Consider the following 17,054-nt stretch of genomic DNA (forward strand, 5'->3'; position numbering starts at 1 on the left):
TTCTTGACAGAGGGTACGCCCGGCGGTCAGTCTTCGTGAACCTTGGTGGGCACGTTCCCACCTGGCTAGTGGGAACGTACCCACTCCACCATTCGAAGCCACAGAGCGGACCGTACGGGCTCGTAGTCCGGTGCGTCGGCGCCGCCACTGGGAGGGCTAAATGAGCAGGGCTCACAAGCTGTTGCGTACAAGGGTTGTAGCCACCGTTTCGGCCGTGGCCGCACTCGGCCTGGTCGTCGGATGCAGCGGCGGCGACGGCGACGGAGGGACCGGCGGTGGAGTCAAGGACGGCGAAGTCACCATCACCATGGGCCTGTTCGGCGTCATGGGATACAAGGAGACCGGCCTCCTCGACCAGTACATGAAGGAGAACCCGAACGTCCGCATCGAGGCCGAGGTGGCGGGGGACGAGCAGACGTACTACACCGCCCTCCAGACCCACCTCGCGGCGGGCAGCGGGCTCAAGGACATCCAGGGCATAGAGATCGGCCGCGCCAAGGAACTGGCCGACACCCAGGCCGCGAAGTTCACCGACCTCTCCGGTGTGAAGGGCGCCGACCACTTCCTGCCCTGGAAACTGAGCCAGGTCACCGCCAAGGACGACAAGGTCATTGGCTTCGGCACGGACATCGGGCCCATGGCTGTCTGTTACCGCAAGGACATGTTCGAGCAGGCGGGGCTGCCGACCGACCGCGAGGAGGTCGCCGAACTGTGGGAGGGCGACTGGTCGAAGTACGTCGAGGCGGGCAAGGAATTCAAGAAGGGCACCAAGAACGACAAGGTCGCCTTTATGGACAGCGCGAGCGGGCTGTTCAACGCCATGATCTACGGCAACTCCGAGCAGTTCTACAACGAGTCCGGCGAACTCATCTACCAGGACAACCCCGCCGTGACCGAGGCGTGGAAGCTCGCCGCGGAGGCCGGCGGCACCGGACTCACCGCGAAGCTGCGGCAGTTCCAGCCCGGCTGGGACCCGGGCCTCGCCAACAGCACCTTCGCGACGGCGGTCTGCCCGGCCTGGATGCTCGGCCACATCAGTGAGAAGGCCGGCCCGGCGAACAAGGGCAAGTGGGATGTCGCCAAGGCGCCGAAGGGTGCCAACTGGGGCGGCTCGTTCCTCGGCGTCATCGACAAGAGCCCGGTCAAGGAAGAGGCGAAGAAGCTGGTCGCCTGGCTGACCGCGCCCGAGCAGCAGGAGTCCATCTTCAAGAAGCTCGGCAACTTCCCGTCCTCGCAGGAAGCCCTCAAGGCCCCCGCGGTCACCGACGCCAAGTCCGAGTACTTCAGCGACGCCCCGATCGGCAAGATCTTCGGTGAGGCCGCCCAGGAGATCCCCGACAAGCAGGTCCTCGGGCGCAAGGACGGCACGATCAAGGACATCTTCTCGCAGGGCCTGACGCTCATCGAGTCGCAGGGCAAGAGCCCGGACGAGGCGTGGAAGGACACGGAGGACCGGATCAAGAAGGCCACCGGCTGAGTCCAGCCGCCCCGGTGTTCCGGTGACCGCCGGCGGTTCCGCGCGGTCACCGGGGCGCCGCAGCCCCGCCCACGTCTCACGAAGGATGCCCTCTGGTGGCCACCTCCCTCCCGACAACCCGGACCGGCGAACGGGAACGCCCGCGCCAGCGGCGGCGTACGCTGCTCCACCGCCTCGACCTGCGCGGAGCGCCGTACGCCTTCATCACTCCGTTCTTCGTGGTGTTCGCGGCCTTCAGTTTCTATCCGCTCGTCTACACCGCCTGGATCTCCCTGCACCGCGTCGAACTCGCCACCATGAACGTCATGGAGTGGGTGGCGTTCGACAACTACACCGCGCTGTGGCAGGACGAACGCTTCTGGAACGCGCTGCTCAACACCCTCACCCTCGGCGTCCTGTCCACCGTGCCGCAGCTGATGACGGCGCTGGGCCTGGCGCATCTCCTCAACTACCGGCTGCGCGGCTCGACGTTCTTCCGGGTCGCCGCCATCACCCCGTACGCGACGTCGGTCGGCGCGGCGGCGCTCGTCTTCACCATGCTCTTCGAACGCGACTTCGGCATGATCAACTGGATGCTGAGCCTGGTCGGTGTCGACAACGTCGACTGGGAGAACAACAAGTGGGCCGCGCAGACCGCCATTTCGACCATCGTGATCTGGCGCTGGACCGGCTACAACGCCCTGCTGTACCTGGCTGCCATGCAGGCCGTTCCCCGTGACCGGTACGAGGCGGCCGCCATCGACGGCGCCTCGCGCTGGCAGCAGTTCGTCTCGGTCACCATCCCGGGCATCCGGTCCACCATCGTCTTCACCATCGTGCTGTCGACGATCGGCGCGACCCAGCTCTTCGGCGAACCGCTCATCTTCGGCCAGGGCCCGATGGGCGTCACCGGGGGAGCGGACAACCAGTACCAGACCCTCGGACTGCTGCTGTACGAGGAGGGCTGGAAGAACTACCAGATGGGGCGGGCGGCCACCGTCGCCTGGGTGATGTTCCTGCTGCTGATCCTCGTCTTCGTCGTCCAGCGGGTCGTCAAACGCCTCGCGTCCCGCCGAGCGTCCTCAGTACGTACGTCCTGACCAGGAGCGAGCCAGCCATGACCACCGACAGCCTCCCCGTCCGGACGGACGTCCGCCCGCAGCCGCCGAAGGACAGCAGGCCGGCCCGGCGAAGCCTGCGTACGCGGCTGCGGCCCGGAGCCGGCCGCCAGCACCACGCGGGCCCCCTCACCTACCTCCTGCTGACCGTCGCCGCGCTCGTCTCCCTCTTTCCCCTGTACTGGACGATGGTCGCGGCGTCGACCGACAACACCCGTGTCAGCCAGACCCCGCCACCGTTCCTGCCGGGACCGCACCTCCTGGAGAACCTCGGCAAGGCATGGCAGGACGCCGCGCTCGGCAAGGCCATGGTCAACAGCTTCATCGTGGCCGGTGTCATCGCCCTGTCCACCGTGCTGTTCGCCACCCTGGCGGGCTTCGCCTTCGCGAAGCTGCGCTTCAAGGGACGCAACATCCTGCTGATGCTCGTCATCGGAACGATGATGGTGCCGCCGCAACTCAGCGTCGTACCCCTGTTCATGATGATGACGGACCTCGGGTGGGGGCAGAAACTCCCCGCCGTCATCTTCCCGACCCTCGTCAGCGCGGTCGGCGTGTTCTTCATGCGGCAGTACCTGTCCGAGGCGCTGCCCGACGAACTCGTCGAGGCGGGGCGGATCGACGGCGCGCATTCGCTGCGCATCTTCTGGAGCATCGTCCTGCCCATCGCCAGGCCGCCGATGGCGGTCCTGTTCATGATCACCTTCGTGCACGCCTGGAACGACTTCTTCTGGCCGTTCATCGTGCTCGACATGACCAACCCGACGGTCCCGGTCGCCCTCACCCAGCTGAGCGCGGGCTACATCCGCGACCAGTCCCTGATCATGGCCGGCGCCCTCCTCGGCACCCTGCCGCTGCTGGTGATGTTCGTCGTCTTCGGCCGCCAGATCGTCGGCGGCATCATGCAGGGCGCGGTCAAGGGCTGAGCCCACCTCCTCACACACACCGGACATCCCCGACCCCCGGAAGGAACCACGCCCGTGGTCACCGCAATCCGACGCACCGCGACCGCCCCCCAGACCGCCGACAGCCGGGTGTTCCCCCCGGGATTCCTCTGGGGAACGGCCACCGCCGCGTACCAGATCGAAGGGGCGGCGGCGGAGGACGGACGCACCCCGTCCATCTGGGACACCTACGCCCGCACCCCCGGCAAGGTCCGCAACGGCGACACCGGTGACATCGCCACCGACCACTACCACCGCTGGCGCGAGGACGTCGCCATCATGGCGGACCTCGGCGTCGGCGCGTACCGCTTCTCCCTCGCCTGGCCCCGCATCCAGCCGACCGGCCGCGGCCCCGCTGTGCAGAAGGGCCTGGACTTCTACCGCAGGCTGACCGACGAACTGCTGGAGAAGGGCATCCAGCCCGTCGCCACGCTCTACCACTGGGACCTGCCCCAGGAACTGGAGAGCACGGGCGGCTGGCCCGAGCGTGCCACCGCCGAACGCTTCGCCGAGTACGCAGCCCTCGCCGCCGGAGCACTCGGAGACCGGGTGCACACCTGGACGACGCTCAACGAGCCGTGGTGCAGCGCCTTTCTCGGTTACGCGTCCGGCGTCCACGCCCCGGGCCGGACCGACCCCGTCGCCGCCCTGCGCGCGGCGCACCACCTCAACCTCGCGCACGGACAGGCCGTACAGGCGCTGCGCGCGAATCTGCGCGGTGACGCGCGGATCTCGCTCACCCTCAACGTCCACCACGTACGCCCGCTCACCGCGAGCCCCGAGGACGCGGACGCCGCCCGCCGCATCGACGCGCTGGCCAACCGCGTCTTCACCGGGCCCGTCCTCGGCGGCGCGTACCCGGCCGACCTGCTGCGCGACACCGCCCACCTCACGGACTGGTCTTTCGTACAGGACGGCGACACGGCCGCGATCCGCCAGCCGCTCGACTTCCTGGGCGTCAACTACTACACGCCGACGCTCGTCTCCGCCGCCACCGGCGACGCCGGCCACGGCTCCGACGGCCACGGCAACAGCGCGCACAGCCCGTGGCCCGGCGCCGACAACGTGCACTTCCACCTGCCGCCGGGCGACAGGACGGCGATGGGCTGGGCCGTCGACCCCAGCGGTCTGTACGACCTGCTGCTCCGGCTCAAGGCCGACTTCCCCGACCTGCCCCTCATGATCACGGAGAACGGCGCGGCGTTCGACGACTACATCAATCCGGGGGGCGAGGTGATCGACCCCGACCGGATCGCCTACCTGCACGGCCACCTCACGGCGGTGCACCGGGCGATCCAGGCAGGGGTGGACGTGCGGGGCTACTTCCTGTGGTCGCTGCTCGACAACTTCGAGTGGGGATACGGATACAGCAAGCGCTTCGGGGCGGTGTACGTCGACTACCCGTCCGGCCGCCGCACCCCGAAGGCGAGCGCCCGCTGGTACGCCGATGTGGCACGTACGGGCACACTGCCGGCGCCGGACGCGACCTGACCGCCGGCAACACAGGCTCCGCCCGGCGTGCGCCCGCACGCCGGGCAGGTGTCGTGCCGTGTGTCCGTCGCTCACTCGCCCGGGTAGCGCAGACCGACGAGTTCCCGGATCCGGTCCAGCGTGCCCATGACGTCGAGGCTGCCGTGCAGCGGCACCAGGGGCGACTCGGTGCGCTTCTCCCGCAGACAGCGCATCACTTCCCGCGCCTGATGCCCGTAACCGTGACCGGTCTGCGGGTCCGCGACGAGGGTCCGCGGCGCGTGTCCGTCGCGGCGCACCACCGCGGTGCGCGGGTTGTAGAAGTCGGCGGGGAACTCGATCCGCCCCCGGGTGCCGTGGACGACCGCGCCGCGCGCGCTGTCGGACGCGAGCGAACACGTCAGGACGGCCATGGCTCCCCGCTCGTAGCCGAGGACGGCCGACGTACTCTCGTCCACCCCGGTGCCGCCCAGATGCGCCCAGGCCGCCACATGGTCGGGAGGGCCCAGCAGCAGGTGGGCGAACGACACGGGGTACGTACCGAGGTCGAGGAGGGCGCCGCCGCCGGCGGCGGGATCGCGCAGTCTGTGCCCGGGTATCGCCGGAGCCCGCACCCCGAAGTCCGCGTGCACGGAACGTACTTCCCCGATGACACCCTCGTCGAGCAGGGCGCGGACGCGCCGGACCAGGGGGTTCAGGCAGGTCCACATGGCTTCCATGAGGAAGAGGGACTTGCGCTCCGCGAGCTCCGTCATCGACGCGGCCTGCGCGCGGTTGAGGGCGAACGGCTTCTCGCACAGGACCGCCTTCCCGCCGTCGAGGCAGGCCGTGGTGGCCGCGACGTGCTGGGAGTGCGGAGTGGCGACGTACACGACGTCGACGTCCGGGTCCGCCGCCATGCCCTGCCACCCGCGGTAGGCGCGGGGGACGCCGAACCGGTCGGCGAAGAGCCGGGCGGACTCCTCGGAGCGCGAACTCACGGCGACCACGTCCGCGTCCGGGATCAGGGCCAGGTCCTGGGTGAAGGCGGCGGCCATGGGGCCGGTGGCGAGGATGCCCCAACGGACCGGACGTTCGGGCATGTGCTGTCTCCTGAGGCGTGGCAGCGGACGGGTGGGAACGTTCCCACCGTGCGCTCGCAGACTCACGCACGGGGTCGCCCGCTGTCAAGGTGTACGGAAGCCGTGCTCGGTCCCGCGCGTCGGAGGAGCGCTGGCGCGCCGCGGCTCGCTACGGGCCGTCCGGGTGTGCGGTGGGGTCCGGTGGGCTCACCGCACCCAGCAGTGCTCGTTCAACGGGTGTGCGGCGGAGGACGGCCGGCGCCGCCCGGCTCCGCCGGCCGCTCACGGCCCGGCGAGAAGATGGGTCATCAGGCAGGCGGCGGTGATGGCCCCCAGCAGGCGGACTTCGTCGCCCTCGCGCTCGATGACGGCGACGAGAGGGCTGTGCGTACGGGCCATGAGCGCCGCCACTTGCAGCAGACCCGCGTCGGGCCCGACCACCGGCGGTGCGTAGGTGCGCGAGGGCAGCCACTCGGCGACCGTCAGGCCGTCGATCTTCTCCGTGACCTCGCCGAGGTGCCGGTCGTCGACCACGGAGACGAGCAGCGGCTCGGCCAGCAGGTAGTCGGGCACGAGCTGCTTGATGAGCTGGGAGCCCGGGACGATGGCGTACGGCCGCTGGTCGGCGTCGACCACGAGGAGCGCGGGCAGCTTGTTCCCGGCCAGCAGCCTGGCCGCGTCCACCGCGTCGGCGTCGACCGACACGTGGGGGTAGGTTTCCGCGAGATCACGCGCGAGCATGGCCGTTCTCCTTGCTGTGGTGGGCCGTCCGCGGTGAGCTTGATCAGCATGTCGTGCAAGGAGCGCGAACCCTACGGCCGGCGCACCGGTGGGGCGTCGGCGTCACTGTGCCGAGGAGCCGCTGTGCGGCGGAGCGGGAACGGTGGCGGCGCCACCGGCACGTACCGCTGCGACCACCGCGTCGTGCAGGTTCCGGCTGTCGGCCTCCGAGGGGGACGGCACGGGACTGCCCGCCATGGTGAACCAGTCGGACGCGCCGCTGTACTGCACCGCGATCCGCGCCTCACCGCCGGCCCACGTGGTGTGCACCGTGAGGTCCCCGGTCAGGATGCCCGCTTCCTCGGTGAGCACCCCGCCGCGGCCGGTCAGTACCCCGAGCGTCGTCCATGAAGCCCAGTCCATGTTTCCAAGTCTCGCATTGGTGGCCACATCCGCTACCGGCGTAAGGCAGGGGGCAGATGGGCGTGGGGCAGGGGGCGGTCGGGCGGGGCTGGAGCGGTCAGCCCTGGTCCCGCTCGTCGGGGTATGCGGGGTCGTCCAGGTACGCGCCGTCGTCCGGTTCCACGGCCCGGTCCCCGGCCCGTGAGGCCCGGCCGGCGGACTTCTCCTCTTGCTCCCGCGCCTTCCGCTTCTCCTCCTCCAGCTGCTTGCGGACCTCTTCCGGCTTCTCTCCGAGCTGACTCATCGCTGTTCCTCGCGTCGGCACCGCCTGGTCTCGCGGTCAGGGTCACACAGCACCCCCACGGCCGCATCCCGGCGCCGCGCGGGCGATCGGCCATTGGCCGGTCTTCCGCCCTCCGGGCGGGCGGACCGCCGGGGTGATGGATAGCCTGATCAAGAGAACCAGGACACCGACGGATCAAAGGTGCCGACCGTCCGGCCGCCCGGCCCGGATCAGACCGGTGAGAACCCGATCTCGGGGGTGCGTGTGCGCATTGCTCGCAGCAACGACGATCCCCTCGACGCGGGCAACGCCGCCGGGCTGCTGGTGGACGCCGCCGGGACGATCCTCGGCTGCACACCGGCGGCCGAGGTTCTCCTGAACCGGCGGGCCGCCCAGCTCTGCGGCCGGCGGCTCAAGGACCTGCTGGCAGACCCCGCCCGCTGGCCCGAGGTCATGGCGCAGCAGGACGGTCCCGTCTGGGAGGGCCGGGCCGTGGTGAGCGCGGCCGGGGGCGGGGAGGAGGACATCATCTTCCGCGTCCTTCCGCTGGACCGCGGAGAGCCGGACCGGCGCTCGGCGCGCTTCTTCCTCGTGGGGGCGCCCGCCGCCCTGATGCTGCGGTGGCGCCAGGACCACGCGTTCATGCAGGAGATGTTCCTCCAGAAACGGGTCGGGTTCGCGATGTTCGACCGCGACCTGCGCCTGGTGCGGACGAACACCCTGGTGCTTCCGTACACCGGCCTGCCCGCCGACCTCGGCGGCCTGCGGCTGGGCGAGTTCCTGTGGGCCGAGGACGCGCGGGTGATCGAGGAAGAGCTGCGGAAGGTGCTCACGACCGGTACGCCCCTGGTGGCGATGGACGCCCTCGTACGCACCCGGATCGACCCGGGGACGGGGCGGATCATGGCGCTGTCCGCGTTCCGCCTCCAGGAGCCCGACGGCCGGGTCATGGGCGTCACCGCCCTCTTCACCGACGTGACCAGGGAGCGCGGGGCTCGCCGGCGCCTCGATCTGCTGCACCGCGCCACCGCCGTACTGGGCAACTCGCTGTCGGTCGCCGAGACCACCCAGGACCTGGCCGACGTGCTCGTTCCGGTGCTGGCCGACCTGGCCGCCGTAGACATCGCCGAGGCCGTCTTCGCCCACGAGGAGCCCGGCCCCGGCCATCAGCGGGAGCACGTCCTGCGGCGGGCGGCCGTGGCGGGCGGTGACGGCACCGGGGAGCTTCCGGTCGGCGGCTCCCTGCGGGTGGACATCGGCGACGACGCGCCGCGCGGCCGTATGTGGCCACGGCTCACCGGGCACGGGCCGGACGCCGACGACGTGCCGGCCCCCGCGCCCGGTTCCGGTGCCCGCTGCGCCATGAGCGCGCTGCTGCGTGCCAGGGGCAGACTCCTGGGACGGGTCACGGTGTGGCGCACGGGCACCCGGCCGCCCTTCGACGCCGACGACCTGGCCGTGCTGGAGGAGATCGCCTCCCGGGCCGCTCTCGTCGTCGACAACGCGCGCCGGTACGCCCGCGAGCGCCACGCCTCCGTGAGCTTGCAGCGCAGCCTGCTGCCGCCGACGACGACCGAGACGACCGCCGTCCAGAGCGCCAGTGTCTACTACCCCACGGACACGGCCGGCGGAGTGAGCGGGGACTGGTTCGACGTCATCCCGCTCTCGTCCGCGCGGGTCGCCCTGGTGGTCGGGGACGTCGTCGGTCACGGCCTCCAGGCAACGGCGATGATGGGACGGCTGCGCACCGCCGTGCGCACGCTCGCCGATCTGGACCTGGAACCCGACGAGCTGCTCACCCACCTCGACGACCTCGTCTCCCAACTCACGGTGGAGAACAGCAGTTACGAGAACGGTGCCACCGCGAGCGCCGCACCGCCGAGCGCGTACGACTCGTTCGGTGCCACGTGTCTGTACGTGACGTACGACCCGGTGGCGCGCCAGTGCGTCATGGCCAGCGCCGGGCACCCCCCGCCCGCCCTGCTGGCGCCCGACGGGACCGTCACCTACGCCGACGTGAGCCCCGGACCGCCGCTCGGGGTCGGCGGACTGCCCTTCGAACCCGTGGAGATGGAGATCGAACCGGGCAGCGTACTGGCGCTCTATACCGACGGCCTGGTCGAGAGGCCCCTGGCCGACCTCGACGAAGGCATGGCGGCGCTCCGGGACCGGCTGATGACGGCGGACGCCCTCGACCGTCCGCTGCGCGACGTCGGCCGGGAGATGGTGGCCGATCTGGCGCCGAGCCCCTTGTCGGACGACGTGACGCTGCTGCTCGCCCGTACCCGCGCGGTGCCTCCGGAAGCGAGCGTGGTGTGGGTGCTGGAGCCCGATCCCGCGGTGGTGGCGGACGCCCGTGCGCTGGTGGTCGAGCAGCTGTCCCGCTGGGGCCTGGACGAACTGGCCTTCACCACCGAACTGGTGGCGAGCGAACTGGTCACCAACGCCATCCGCTACGCGGGCGGCGGCCCCGTCGAACTCAAGCTCATCCGTACGTCGGCACTCATCTGCGAGGTGTCCGACCCCAGCAGTACGCAGCCCAGGATGCGACGCGCACGGGCCACCGAGGAAGGCGGGCGCGGTCTCTTCCTGATCGCACAGCTCACCGAACGGTGGGGCAGCCGCTACACACGGCACGGGAAGACGATCTGGACGGAACAGACGCTGCCGGGCTCCCCGTGAAGGGGCGACACCACAGGGCCGAGCGGGTGAACCGTGTGACGAATGTGACGCATGCGGTGTGGTGTGTGGCCGGCCGGGTACCCACATGCGCCTGCAGGGAGCAGGACCGCCGTACGGGAAAGGAACCAGCGCATGTCTGACGACGAGGCACGGGGCGACGACGTCTACCAGCCCGGACACTCCGACGTGGACAACAGGCCGACCGACGACCTCGACCTGGAGAACGCGGTCGGGGAGCGCGACCTGGACGAGACGCTGGACGAGGGGTACTCCCCGCCGGAGCGGGCCCTGGGCGTGACGAAGTACGGCACCACCGGCGAGGAGCAGCGCGAGGGGGAGTCCCTCGACCAGCGCCTGGCACAGGAAACCCCCGACGTGCGCCCGCCGGAGGGTGACGACGTCGGTGACCTGCCCGGGGGCGAGGGGGAACCCCTGGACGAGAGCGCCGCCGACACCCGTGCGGGCCGCATCGCCCCGGTGGCGGAGGAGGCGCCGCGGCGGAACATCGGTGTGCTGGGGCGAGATGTGGGGATCGACGGTGGTGCGGCATCGGCCGAAGAGGCCGCCATGCACGTCGAACCGGCGGACGGGGAAGAGGCCGGCGGCGCGCGGTAGTACGGGTTCGCCGGGGTGGCGCCGGGGTAACCGAACAGCGCTACGCCGAGTGAAACTGGGCGCCTTGCTCGACAGCGAGTTGAGCGGTGATGTCGAATTGCCGCACCCGTGTGGTTCTGCGGGTACGACACATGTGAGTAGCATCCGCCTCCAACAGTCGTGCAACGAAAGTGAGCTGTCATGGCAGAAGGCAACGCCACACTGAAGTCCCAGTACGCCGAGCAGGTCGACGCGGATCTGGAGCGCAACACACAGGAACAGGAGCGCGTCAGGTCCGAGGTGGCCGCCCTTCAGAGCCGGCTCGAGGCACTGGAGAAGGACCACGAACTGCTGGTGAGCATGCGGGCGGCCCTGGGTACCCCGCCGGCGAAGAAGGCCAAGGCGGCCAAGGCACCGAAGACCGCCAAGGCGGCCGCCACGGCAACGGTTCCCCGCGCCCGCCGCGCGGCCAAGGCGGCTCCCGCGGCGGCCAGGCGCACCAGGAAGACGGCAGAGCCGGACGCCCCGCAGAAGGCGAACAAGACCACACCCCCGCTGCGGGAACTCGTCGTCGGTGTCCTCGCGAAGCACGACGAACCGCGGTCGGCGGCCGAAGTGACGCAGGAGCTGGCGCAGGCACATCCCGGACGCACGTTGAGTGTCACCGTGGTGCGCAACGCCCTCGAGGCGTCGGTCGCCAAGAACCAGAGCGAGCGGACCAAGCAGCAGAAGTCCGTTTACTACCGGGTCGTCAAGGACGCGGAAGCGATGCAGGAGCCGTCGGCCGCGACGCCGGCCGCCACAGCGGGCGTGTAACGCCGTCGCGGCCGTCGCGCGTGGCGGCTCCTTCCGAGTGGTGCCGGGTTGTTGGTGTGCGGTGACGCGCATACCGGCCGCCCGCGCGCGGGTTGCGCGACCCGCGCGTGGCGGCGACAGGGGCCCGGCACGGCCCGCGCCACCGATGGACGTGTCCCCGCTCGGCGGCGCGGCCCCGGCCGGGCCGGGACCGCCGGATGTCCGCGTGCCCGGTGTGTGTGTCCGGGGAGATCCGGCCGCTCGCTGAACACACCGCCCACACGTTGCGTACTACGGGCTGTCCGCGCCCGAGCCAGGCGCGGTGTTACGTCTCTGTGGCAACGACAGGAGCGGACATGAACGAGCGCGTCGAATCCATGATGCAAGGACTCCCGGACGGTGGTGCCGAGCTTTCCGTGGTGCTGACCCTGCGTTGGGACGATGTGGCGGCGCTCGGCCGGGAGGCGAGCCGGCTGGCCGCGCAGCGCGGGGCTCCGGTGACGCTCGACGAGGCCGCCAGCCACCGGCTCCGGACGTGGTCCTCGGTGGCGAACGCACCCGACGAGCGCAAGAGTGCGGCGCCCCCGTCCGGCCACCCGGCGACCGCCGCCATAACGGGCACTCCCGCCGTGGAACGGCCCCGCCCGCATGTGGGTCATCTGAGCGAGACCGCACCGGTCGCGTCCATCCCACAGCATGCTGCCCAGCCCGCACAGACCCCGGTGGGGGCGGCCGGCAGCCGGTAGGGGCCACCGCGCGAGCCGTACGTACGAGGGGCCGGCGTCCATTCCGGACGCCGGCCCCTTCGCCGTTCGCGGCAAGGCGGGGGAGGCCCCTACGGGGAGTCGGCGGACGCCCTGAAGTCCGTTTCTTGTGCCGGTGCCGGTGCCTCCGAGGCGGCGGTCATGTACGAGGACCACACCCGCAGCGGCAGGAAGTCACGCGTCTCCGCGGATGCGCCCGGCCCGGCCGCTCCGCCCAGCCCGGTCAGCGGGAGCAGCCCGCCCCTGCCTGGTTTGTCGCGGAAGACGGTCACAGCGGTCGAGAGTTCCTCGGTGTAGCCGACGAACCAGGCAGCGGGCAGCCGGTCGTCGTCCCCGGTCCGGCCCGCGGCGACCGGGCCCAGCGCGCGCAGGGTGTCCGGTGCCAGGGCGTCCACGGCCACGTCCCGCATCGCGCGCGAGACCTCACGTGCCACGGCCGTGTCCAGTACCTGCCTGCCGGGCGGCGGCTCCAGCCCCTCCAGCCGCGCCCCCCGGTAGGTGACCGCGGTGACGGAGTACGGGTCCGTACGCCGGCCCTCCTCGGCGAAGGTGGCGTACGCGTCGGCCATCCTGATGGCGCTCGGTGTGGAGGTGCCGACGGAGAAGCGCCGCTCCAGGGGAGCCATGCTCTGCGGCAACAGGCCCGTACTGACCGCGAGATCACGTACCTTCGCCAGACCGACGTCTTCGCCGAGGCGGCTGTAGACACTGTCGCCACCCCGCACCAGCGCCTCGCGCAGGGTAGGGAGCCCGGTGGCGAAGGGCAGCACACCGTCCCCGAACCGGCTCTCTCCGCCACGCGCCAGCAAAGGCGTCGCGGCTGTCAGGGCGCCGGTTGGGTCGTAGAAGCTGTCGGACGTCACGGGCAGCCGGGGCGGGGCGGCGCCGGCCGAACGCACGCCGTGCTGAAGGGCTGCCGCCAGCACGAACGGTTTGAAGGCCGAACCCACCGGCACACCGGCCGTATCGGCGTTGTTGGTGAAGTGCTCGGTCGCGTCGGGACCGCCGTACAGCGCCAGCACCGCACCGTCACTCGGCCGGACCGAGGCGGCGCCGACCTGGACGTCACGGTCGGCGGCCCGGTTCCCGGGGTCGAGAGCCCGCGCGGTGACCTGCTCCACGCTCCGCCGCAGCCGCTCCACACCGGTTTTGTCGAAGGTGGTGCGGATCCGGTATCCGCCGCGACCCAGTTCCTCGGCGGTCAGCCCGGTACGTTTCTGGATGTACTTGTTCGCCACGTCCACCAGGTAGCCCGTCTGTCCCGACAGGCCGGGGGACACCGACTGCGGGCGCGGCTCGGGGAAGACGGTGTACCTGGCCCGCTCCTCCCGCGTCATGTGGCCGAGTTCCACCTGCCGGTCCAGGACGTACCGCCACCGTGCCTCGGCCCGGCGGTGGTTCGCCTCGCTCAGCGAAGGGTCGTACTGCTCCGCTCCCTTGAGCAGCGCGGCCAGCAGCGCGCTGCGGCCGGGATCGAGGTCCTTCGCGTCCATGCCGTAGTAGGCCACCGCGGCGGCCTGCACCCCGTAGGCGTTGCGGCCGAACCAACTGGTGTTGAGGTAGCCCTGGAGGATCTCCTGCTTGGACAGTGACCTGGACAGCTTGACCGCCAGACACAGCTCGCGCAGCTTTCGGTCCACGGTCTGTTCCGGGGTCAGGTAGGTGTTCTTCACGTACTGCTGGGTGATGGTGGAGCCGCCCTGGACCTGCCCTCCGCGTGCCATGTTCACCACGGCCCGGCCCACGCCGCCGACGGAGAAGCCCGGGTCGCTGTAGAAATCGGCGTTCTCCGCCGCGATCACGGCGTTCTGGAGGGAGGGCGGGATGTCGGACAGGGGGATGTTCTGCCGGTTGACCGCGCCGACCGTGACCATGTGCGTGCCGTCGGCCCAGTAATAGACATTGGCCTCGGCCCGCGCGGCGGCGTTCACGTCCGCGATGTGCACGGTGGAGTAGACGTAGCCGACCAGTGCGGCGACCGCGCCGCAGCAGAGCAGCGAGAGCGCGAGCAGCTGGCGCCACGACGGGACCAGCCGTAACAGCCCGCGTCGGCCCCGGCGCGGATAATCGACGCGCAGCCGCCGACTGTTGCTGCTGTTGTTGGTATTGCCGTGGCCGGTGTTGTTGCCGTGGCCGGAGGACCGGCGTGGCGGCACCCACGCTTCCGGTCCTTTTCGACGCATCACAGGTGTTCGCCTCTTTTCCGCACGATCACGGTCACCCCGTCGTTCCCTACTACGCGGCGCGACGGCCGCCCGTTCAGGAGGGGGTGGGGTGGCAGTGTTCGTGCGGCGGAGTGCGGGGGGTTCAGCCCGCCCGGCCGAGCCGGAGAAGCCCGTCGGCGGTGGGGTCGGGCTCCACCGAGGTGCCGAACGTGCGTCCTGCCCTGGTCAGGGTCTCGCACAGCCAGGCGGAGTCCGCCGCGGACGCCTGGTGCAGTGTCATCCGCCGGGCCCGCAGGGGGGCCATGCGCAGACCGGCCAGTTCGCCCGTACGCGCGTCCAGCGACGGGAAGTACAGCAGCCGCAGGTCGTCCCGGTACCGCTCGTGGCCCGAGATGCCCTCGTAGTCGTCGACAAGGTCTCCGCAGCCGTACAGGACGAGTCTGCCCCGGTAGACCTCGATCGGGCGCGGGTGGTGCGACGAGTGGCCGTGCACGACGTCCACACCACCGTCCACCAGCCGCCGTGCGAAGGCGGTCTGGGCCGGAGGCACCCCGTATCCCCAGTTCGACCCCCAGTGGATCGAGACGACCGTCAGGTCGCCCTCCCGCCGCACCGCCCGCAGCCTTCGTACGAGGGCGTCCGCGCTGCGGTCCGACAGATCGGGTACGAAATCGACGCCCGGCCGGTCGTCCGTCGCCGCCCAGTACGACGGGATCCCGCTGGAAGCCGTCCCGCACGACAGCACGAGCACCCGCCCGCCGCCCTTCGTGGCGGTCGCCACCGGGCGCCGCGCCTCGGCCGTGTCCCGTCCCGCACCGGCCGGCCGGAGCTCTGCGGCGTGCAGGACGTCCAGCGTCTCTTCCAGGCCGCGCTGCCCGAAGTCCAGTACGTGGTTGTTCGCCAGTACGCAGACATCGGGCCGCGCCGCCGTCAGGCAGGGGACGTTGTCCGGGTGCATCCGGTAGTTCACGGCCTTGCCGGGGGCGAAGTCGTCGCTCGTCGTGACGCTCGTTTCCAGGTTGATGATCCGGGCGTCGGGCGCCACGGCGTCCATCACACCGAGCGCCGCACCCCAGGGCCAGGCATAGTCCACCGGGTCGGGGACCGGGCCGTTGACGGCCTCGGCCAGCGCGACGTAGTCGCGGGCGTCGCGGATGTAGCCCTCGCGCAGTGCCGGGTCGCCGGGATGCGGAAGGATCTGGTCGACACCCCGGCCCGGCATCACGTCCCCGGTCAGCAGAAGCGTCACGAGAGCACCGCTCATACATCCGATTTTCCCACCGGAGGGTCCGTCCCTCACTCCGGTGGCAGCCGGATCACGGCCCCGGTGGCACCGGGGCGGGAGTGGGGGTGGTTGCCGTCGCCGGGGCCCCCTTGAGTTCGATCTCGACGAAGGCCAGCCAGGAGCTTCCCCCGTTGACGACGTCGTGTTCGGCCCCCGCCGGGCGGGCGTACGACTCGCCCGCTCGCAGGTGCGACTCGGTCACCGACCCGTCGGGCGCGATCGCGCTGATCCGGCCGTCCACCACCGGGACGACCACGTAGGCGTATTCGTGCGCATGGCGGCCCGTGCGCGCTCCGGGCTCGAAGTCCCAGCGCGTGACGCGCACCTGCTCGTCCTCGTGCTGCACGCTCGCGCGAGCCGTCGTCGCCATCGCGCTCACTGCCCCGGGTAGGGCGGCTGCTGCGTGTACGGGTTGGGGGAGTACGGGGGCTGGTGCTGCGGAGCCGGGGGAGACGGAGGGCCCGGCGGCACCGCGTAGGGCGCGGGCTGCTGCGGGTAGCCTCCTTGCACAGGTCCGTGAACCGGTCCCGCGCCGCCGTTCCCGCGGCCGCGTCCGCGCGCGATCACTGCGATGACGATACCGAGCACTACTACGCACGCGATGCCCGCACCGATGGCGATCAGCATTCCCATGGGGCTGTTTCCATCCTGAAGTCGCTGGTGGGAGAGGGCGGCCGGGGATGGCTGACCGGTCCGGCCGGCTGCCCGGGCCAGACTACGTGATCAGCGCGGAGGCGGTGGGCGGCTCCGCGGCGCCGCCGGCGGCGACCGACGTGCGCCGGTCGGCACGCCACCCGCCGTCCCGCCGGGCCTGACGTACGGTCCCTCAGCGCTGGTAGAGGCCGACCAGTGTGCCGGTGGCCAGTTGCCGCTCGTCGACCGCCGCGTGCACGTCCTCGGCGCTCGCGTCGTCGGCCAGGTCGACCGGTCCGGACAGCGCGTACAGGCGGAAGAAGTAGCGGTGTGCCTTGTCGCCGGGGGGAGGCAGCGGGCCGCCCCAGCCGGACTCGCCGAAGCCGTTCTGCCGGGCCTGTCCGCCTTCGGGGCTCTGTCCCGGCTCCACTCCACGGCTCGCGGGGTCGATGCCCGTCACGAGCCAGTGCACAAAGGTCCCCGAGGGGGCGTCGGGGTCCTCGCACAGCAACAGCAGCTCGGAAGCGCCCTCCGGCACACCGGACCACGAAAGACCGGGGGAGACGTCGTCGCCGTCCTTGGCGTAGCGGCGCGGGACGAACGCGCCGTCGTCGAATGCGGAACTCTTGAGTTCGATACCAGCCATGGAGCAAGGGCTACCCCGCCGAGGTGTCCGTCCGCC

General features: G+C 71.1%; 17 protein-coding genes. 8 read left to right on the forward strand and 9 right to left on the reverse strand.

All coding sequences use genetic code 11. The features are described from left to right. The first annotated feature begins 160 nt into the window (after positions 1 to 160). From AS594_RS31915 to AS594_RS31930, 4 genes are all read left to right on the forward strand, one after another. Positions 161 to 1,477, forward strand: coding sequence for an ABC transporter substrate-binding protein (locus AS594_RS31915; RefSeq protein WP_069935643.1), 1,317 nt, complete (start codon positions 161 to 163; stop codon positions 1,475 to 1,477). Positions 1,478 to 1,572: 95 nt separating this feature from the next. After that, positions 1,573 to 2,556 carry a carbohydrate ABC transporter permease gene (locus tag AS594_RS31920; protein WP_079144302.1) on the forward strand — a complete coding sequence of 328 codons (984 nt, stop codon included), beginning with the start codon at positions 1,573 to 1,575 and terminating at the stop codon, positions 2,554 to 2,556. A gap of 17 nt (positions 2,557 to 2,573) precedes the next feature. Beyond that, entirely contained in the window at positions 2,574 to 3,500 is a 927-nt protein-coding gene (locus AS594_RS31925) for a carbohydrate ABC transporter permease (RefSeq protein WP_069775242.1), read from the forward strand. A gap of 54 nt (positions 3,501 to 3,554) precedes the next feature. After that, positions 3,555 to 5,009, forward strand: a complete 1,455-nt coding sequence (locus AS594_RS31930; protein WP_069935644.1) for a GH1 family beta-glucosidase — start codon at positions 3,555 to 3,557, stop codon at positions 5,007 to 5,009. Between the two features lie 71 nt (positions 5,010 to 5,080). On the opposite strand, the gene AS594_RS31935 is transcribed toward AS594_RS31930, so the two are convergent. The 4 genes from AS594_RS31935 to AS594_RS44825 form a co-directional block, all read right to left on the reverse strand. After that, positions 5,081 to 6,070 carry a Gfo/Idh/MocA family protein gene (locus AS594_RS31935; RefSeq protein WP_069935645.1) on the reverse strand — a complete coding sequence of 330 codons (990 nt, stop codon included), beginning with the start codon at positions 6,068 to 6,070 and terminating at the stop codon, positions 5,081 to 5,083. Positions 6,071 to 6,331: 261 nt separating this feature from the next. Continuing rightward, a complete protein-coding gene (locus AS594_RS31940; protein WP_069935646.1) occupies positions 6,332 to 6,790 on the reverse strand; it encodes a CBS domain-containing protein in 459 nt (152 codons plus the stop codon). Between the two features lie 102 nt (positions 6,791 to 6,892). Further along, a complete protein-coding gene (locus AS594_RS31945; protein ID WP_069775236.1) occupies positions 6,893 to 7,192 on the reverse strand; it encodes a hypothetical protein in 300 nt (99 codons plus the stop codon). Positions 7,193 to 7,289: 97 nt separating this feature from the next. Further along, positions 7,290 to 7,475 (reverse strand): hypothetical protein, encoded by a 186-nt coding sequence (locus tag AS594_RS44825; protein ID WP_069935647.1) that lies wholly within the window; start codon positions 7,473 to 7,475, stop codon positions 7,290 to 7,292. Between the two features lie 180 nt (positions 7,476 to 7,655). On the opposite strand from AS594_RS44825, the gene AS594_RS31955 reads away from it, so the two are divergent. The 4 genes from AS594_RS31955 (at position 7,656) to AS594_RS31970 (ending at position 12,271) form a co-directional block, all read left to right on the forward strand. Continuing rightward, positions 7,656 to 10,136 carry an ATP-binding SpoIIE family protein phosphatase gene (locus AS594_RS31955; RefSeq protein ID WP_079148785.1) on the forward strand — a complete coding sequence of 827 codons (2,481 nt, stop codon included), beginning with the start codon at positions 7,656 to 7,658 and terminating at the stop codon, positions 10,134 to 10,136. Between the two features lie 132 nt (positions 10,137 to 10,268). After that, positions 10,269 to 10,751 carry a DUF5709 domain-containing protein gene (locus tag AS594_RS31960; RefSeq protein ID WP_069775233.1) on the forward strand — a complete coding sequence of 161 codons (483 nt, stop codon included), beginning with the start codon at positions 10,269 to 10,271 and terminating at the stop codon, positions 10,749 to 10,751. Between the two features lie 180 nt (positions 10,752 to 10,931). Next, positions 10,932 to 11,546: a hypothetical protein gene (locus AS594_RS31965; RefSeq protein ID WP_069935648.1), complete on the forward strand. Its 615-nt coding sequence runs from the start codon at positions 10,932 to 10,934 to the stop codon at positions 11,544 to 11,546. A gap of 335 nt (positions 11,547 to 11,881) precedes the next feature. Beyond that, positions 11,882 to 12,271, forward strand: a complete 390-nt coding sequence (locus AS594_RS31970) for a hypothetical protein (RefSeq protein WP_069775230.1) — start codon at positions 11,882 to 11,884, stop codon at positions 12,269 to 12,271. An 89-nt stretch (positions 12,272 to 12,360) separates the two neighbouring features. Here the strand turns inward: AS594_RS31970 and AS594_RS31975 are convergent, their stop codons facing one another. The 5 genes from AS594_RS31975 to AS594_RS31995 form a co-directional block, all read right to left on the reverse strand. Then, positions 12,361 to 14,445, reverse strand: coding sequence for a transglycosylase domain-containing protein (locus AS594_RS31975; RefSeq protein WP_069775228.1), 2,085 nt, complete (start codon positions 14,443 to 14,445; stop codon positions 12,361 to 12,363). Positions 14,446 to 14,596: 151 nt separating this feature from the next. Continuing rightward, positions 14,597 to 15,718, reverse strand: coding sequence for a CapA family protein (locus tag AS594_RS31980; protein WP_069775226.1), 1,122 nt, complete (start codon positions 15,716 to 15,718; stop codon positions 14,597 to 14,599). A gap of 52 nt (positions 15,719 to 15,770) precedes the next feature. Beyond that, on the reverse strand, positions 15,771 to 16,109 hold the full coding sequence (locus tag AS594_RS31985; RefSeq protein WP_069775225.1) for a cupin domain-containing protein: 339 nt from the start codon (positions 16,107 to 16,109) through the stop codon (positions 15,771 to 15,773). 5 nt (positions 16,110 to 16,114) lie between these two features. After that, positions 16,115 to 16,372, reverse strand: a complete 258-nt coding sequence (locus tag AS594_RS31990) for a hypothetical protein (protein ID WP_069930105.1) — start codon at positions 16,370 to 16,372, stop codon at positions 16,115 to 16,117. A 193-nt stretch (positions 16,373 to 16,565) separates the two neighbouring features. Continuing rightward, positions 16,566 to 17,018 carry a YbhB/YbcL family Raf kinase inhibitor-like protein gene (locus AS594_RS31995; protein ID WP_069775224.1) on the reverse strand — a complete coding sequence of 151 codons (453 nt, stop codon included), beginning with the start codon at positions 17,016 to 17,018 and terminating at the stop codon, positions 16,566 to 16,568. Positions 17,019 to 17,054 lie beyond the last annotated feature (36 nt).

This window comes from Streptomyces agglomeratus (assembly GCF_001746415.1).
GTDB classification, from domain to species: domain Bacteria; phylum Actinomycetota; class Actinomycetes; order Streptomycetales; family Streptomycetaceae; genus Streptomyces; species Streptomyces agglomeratus.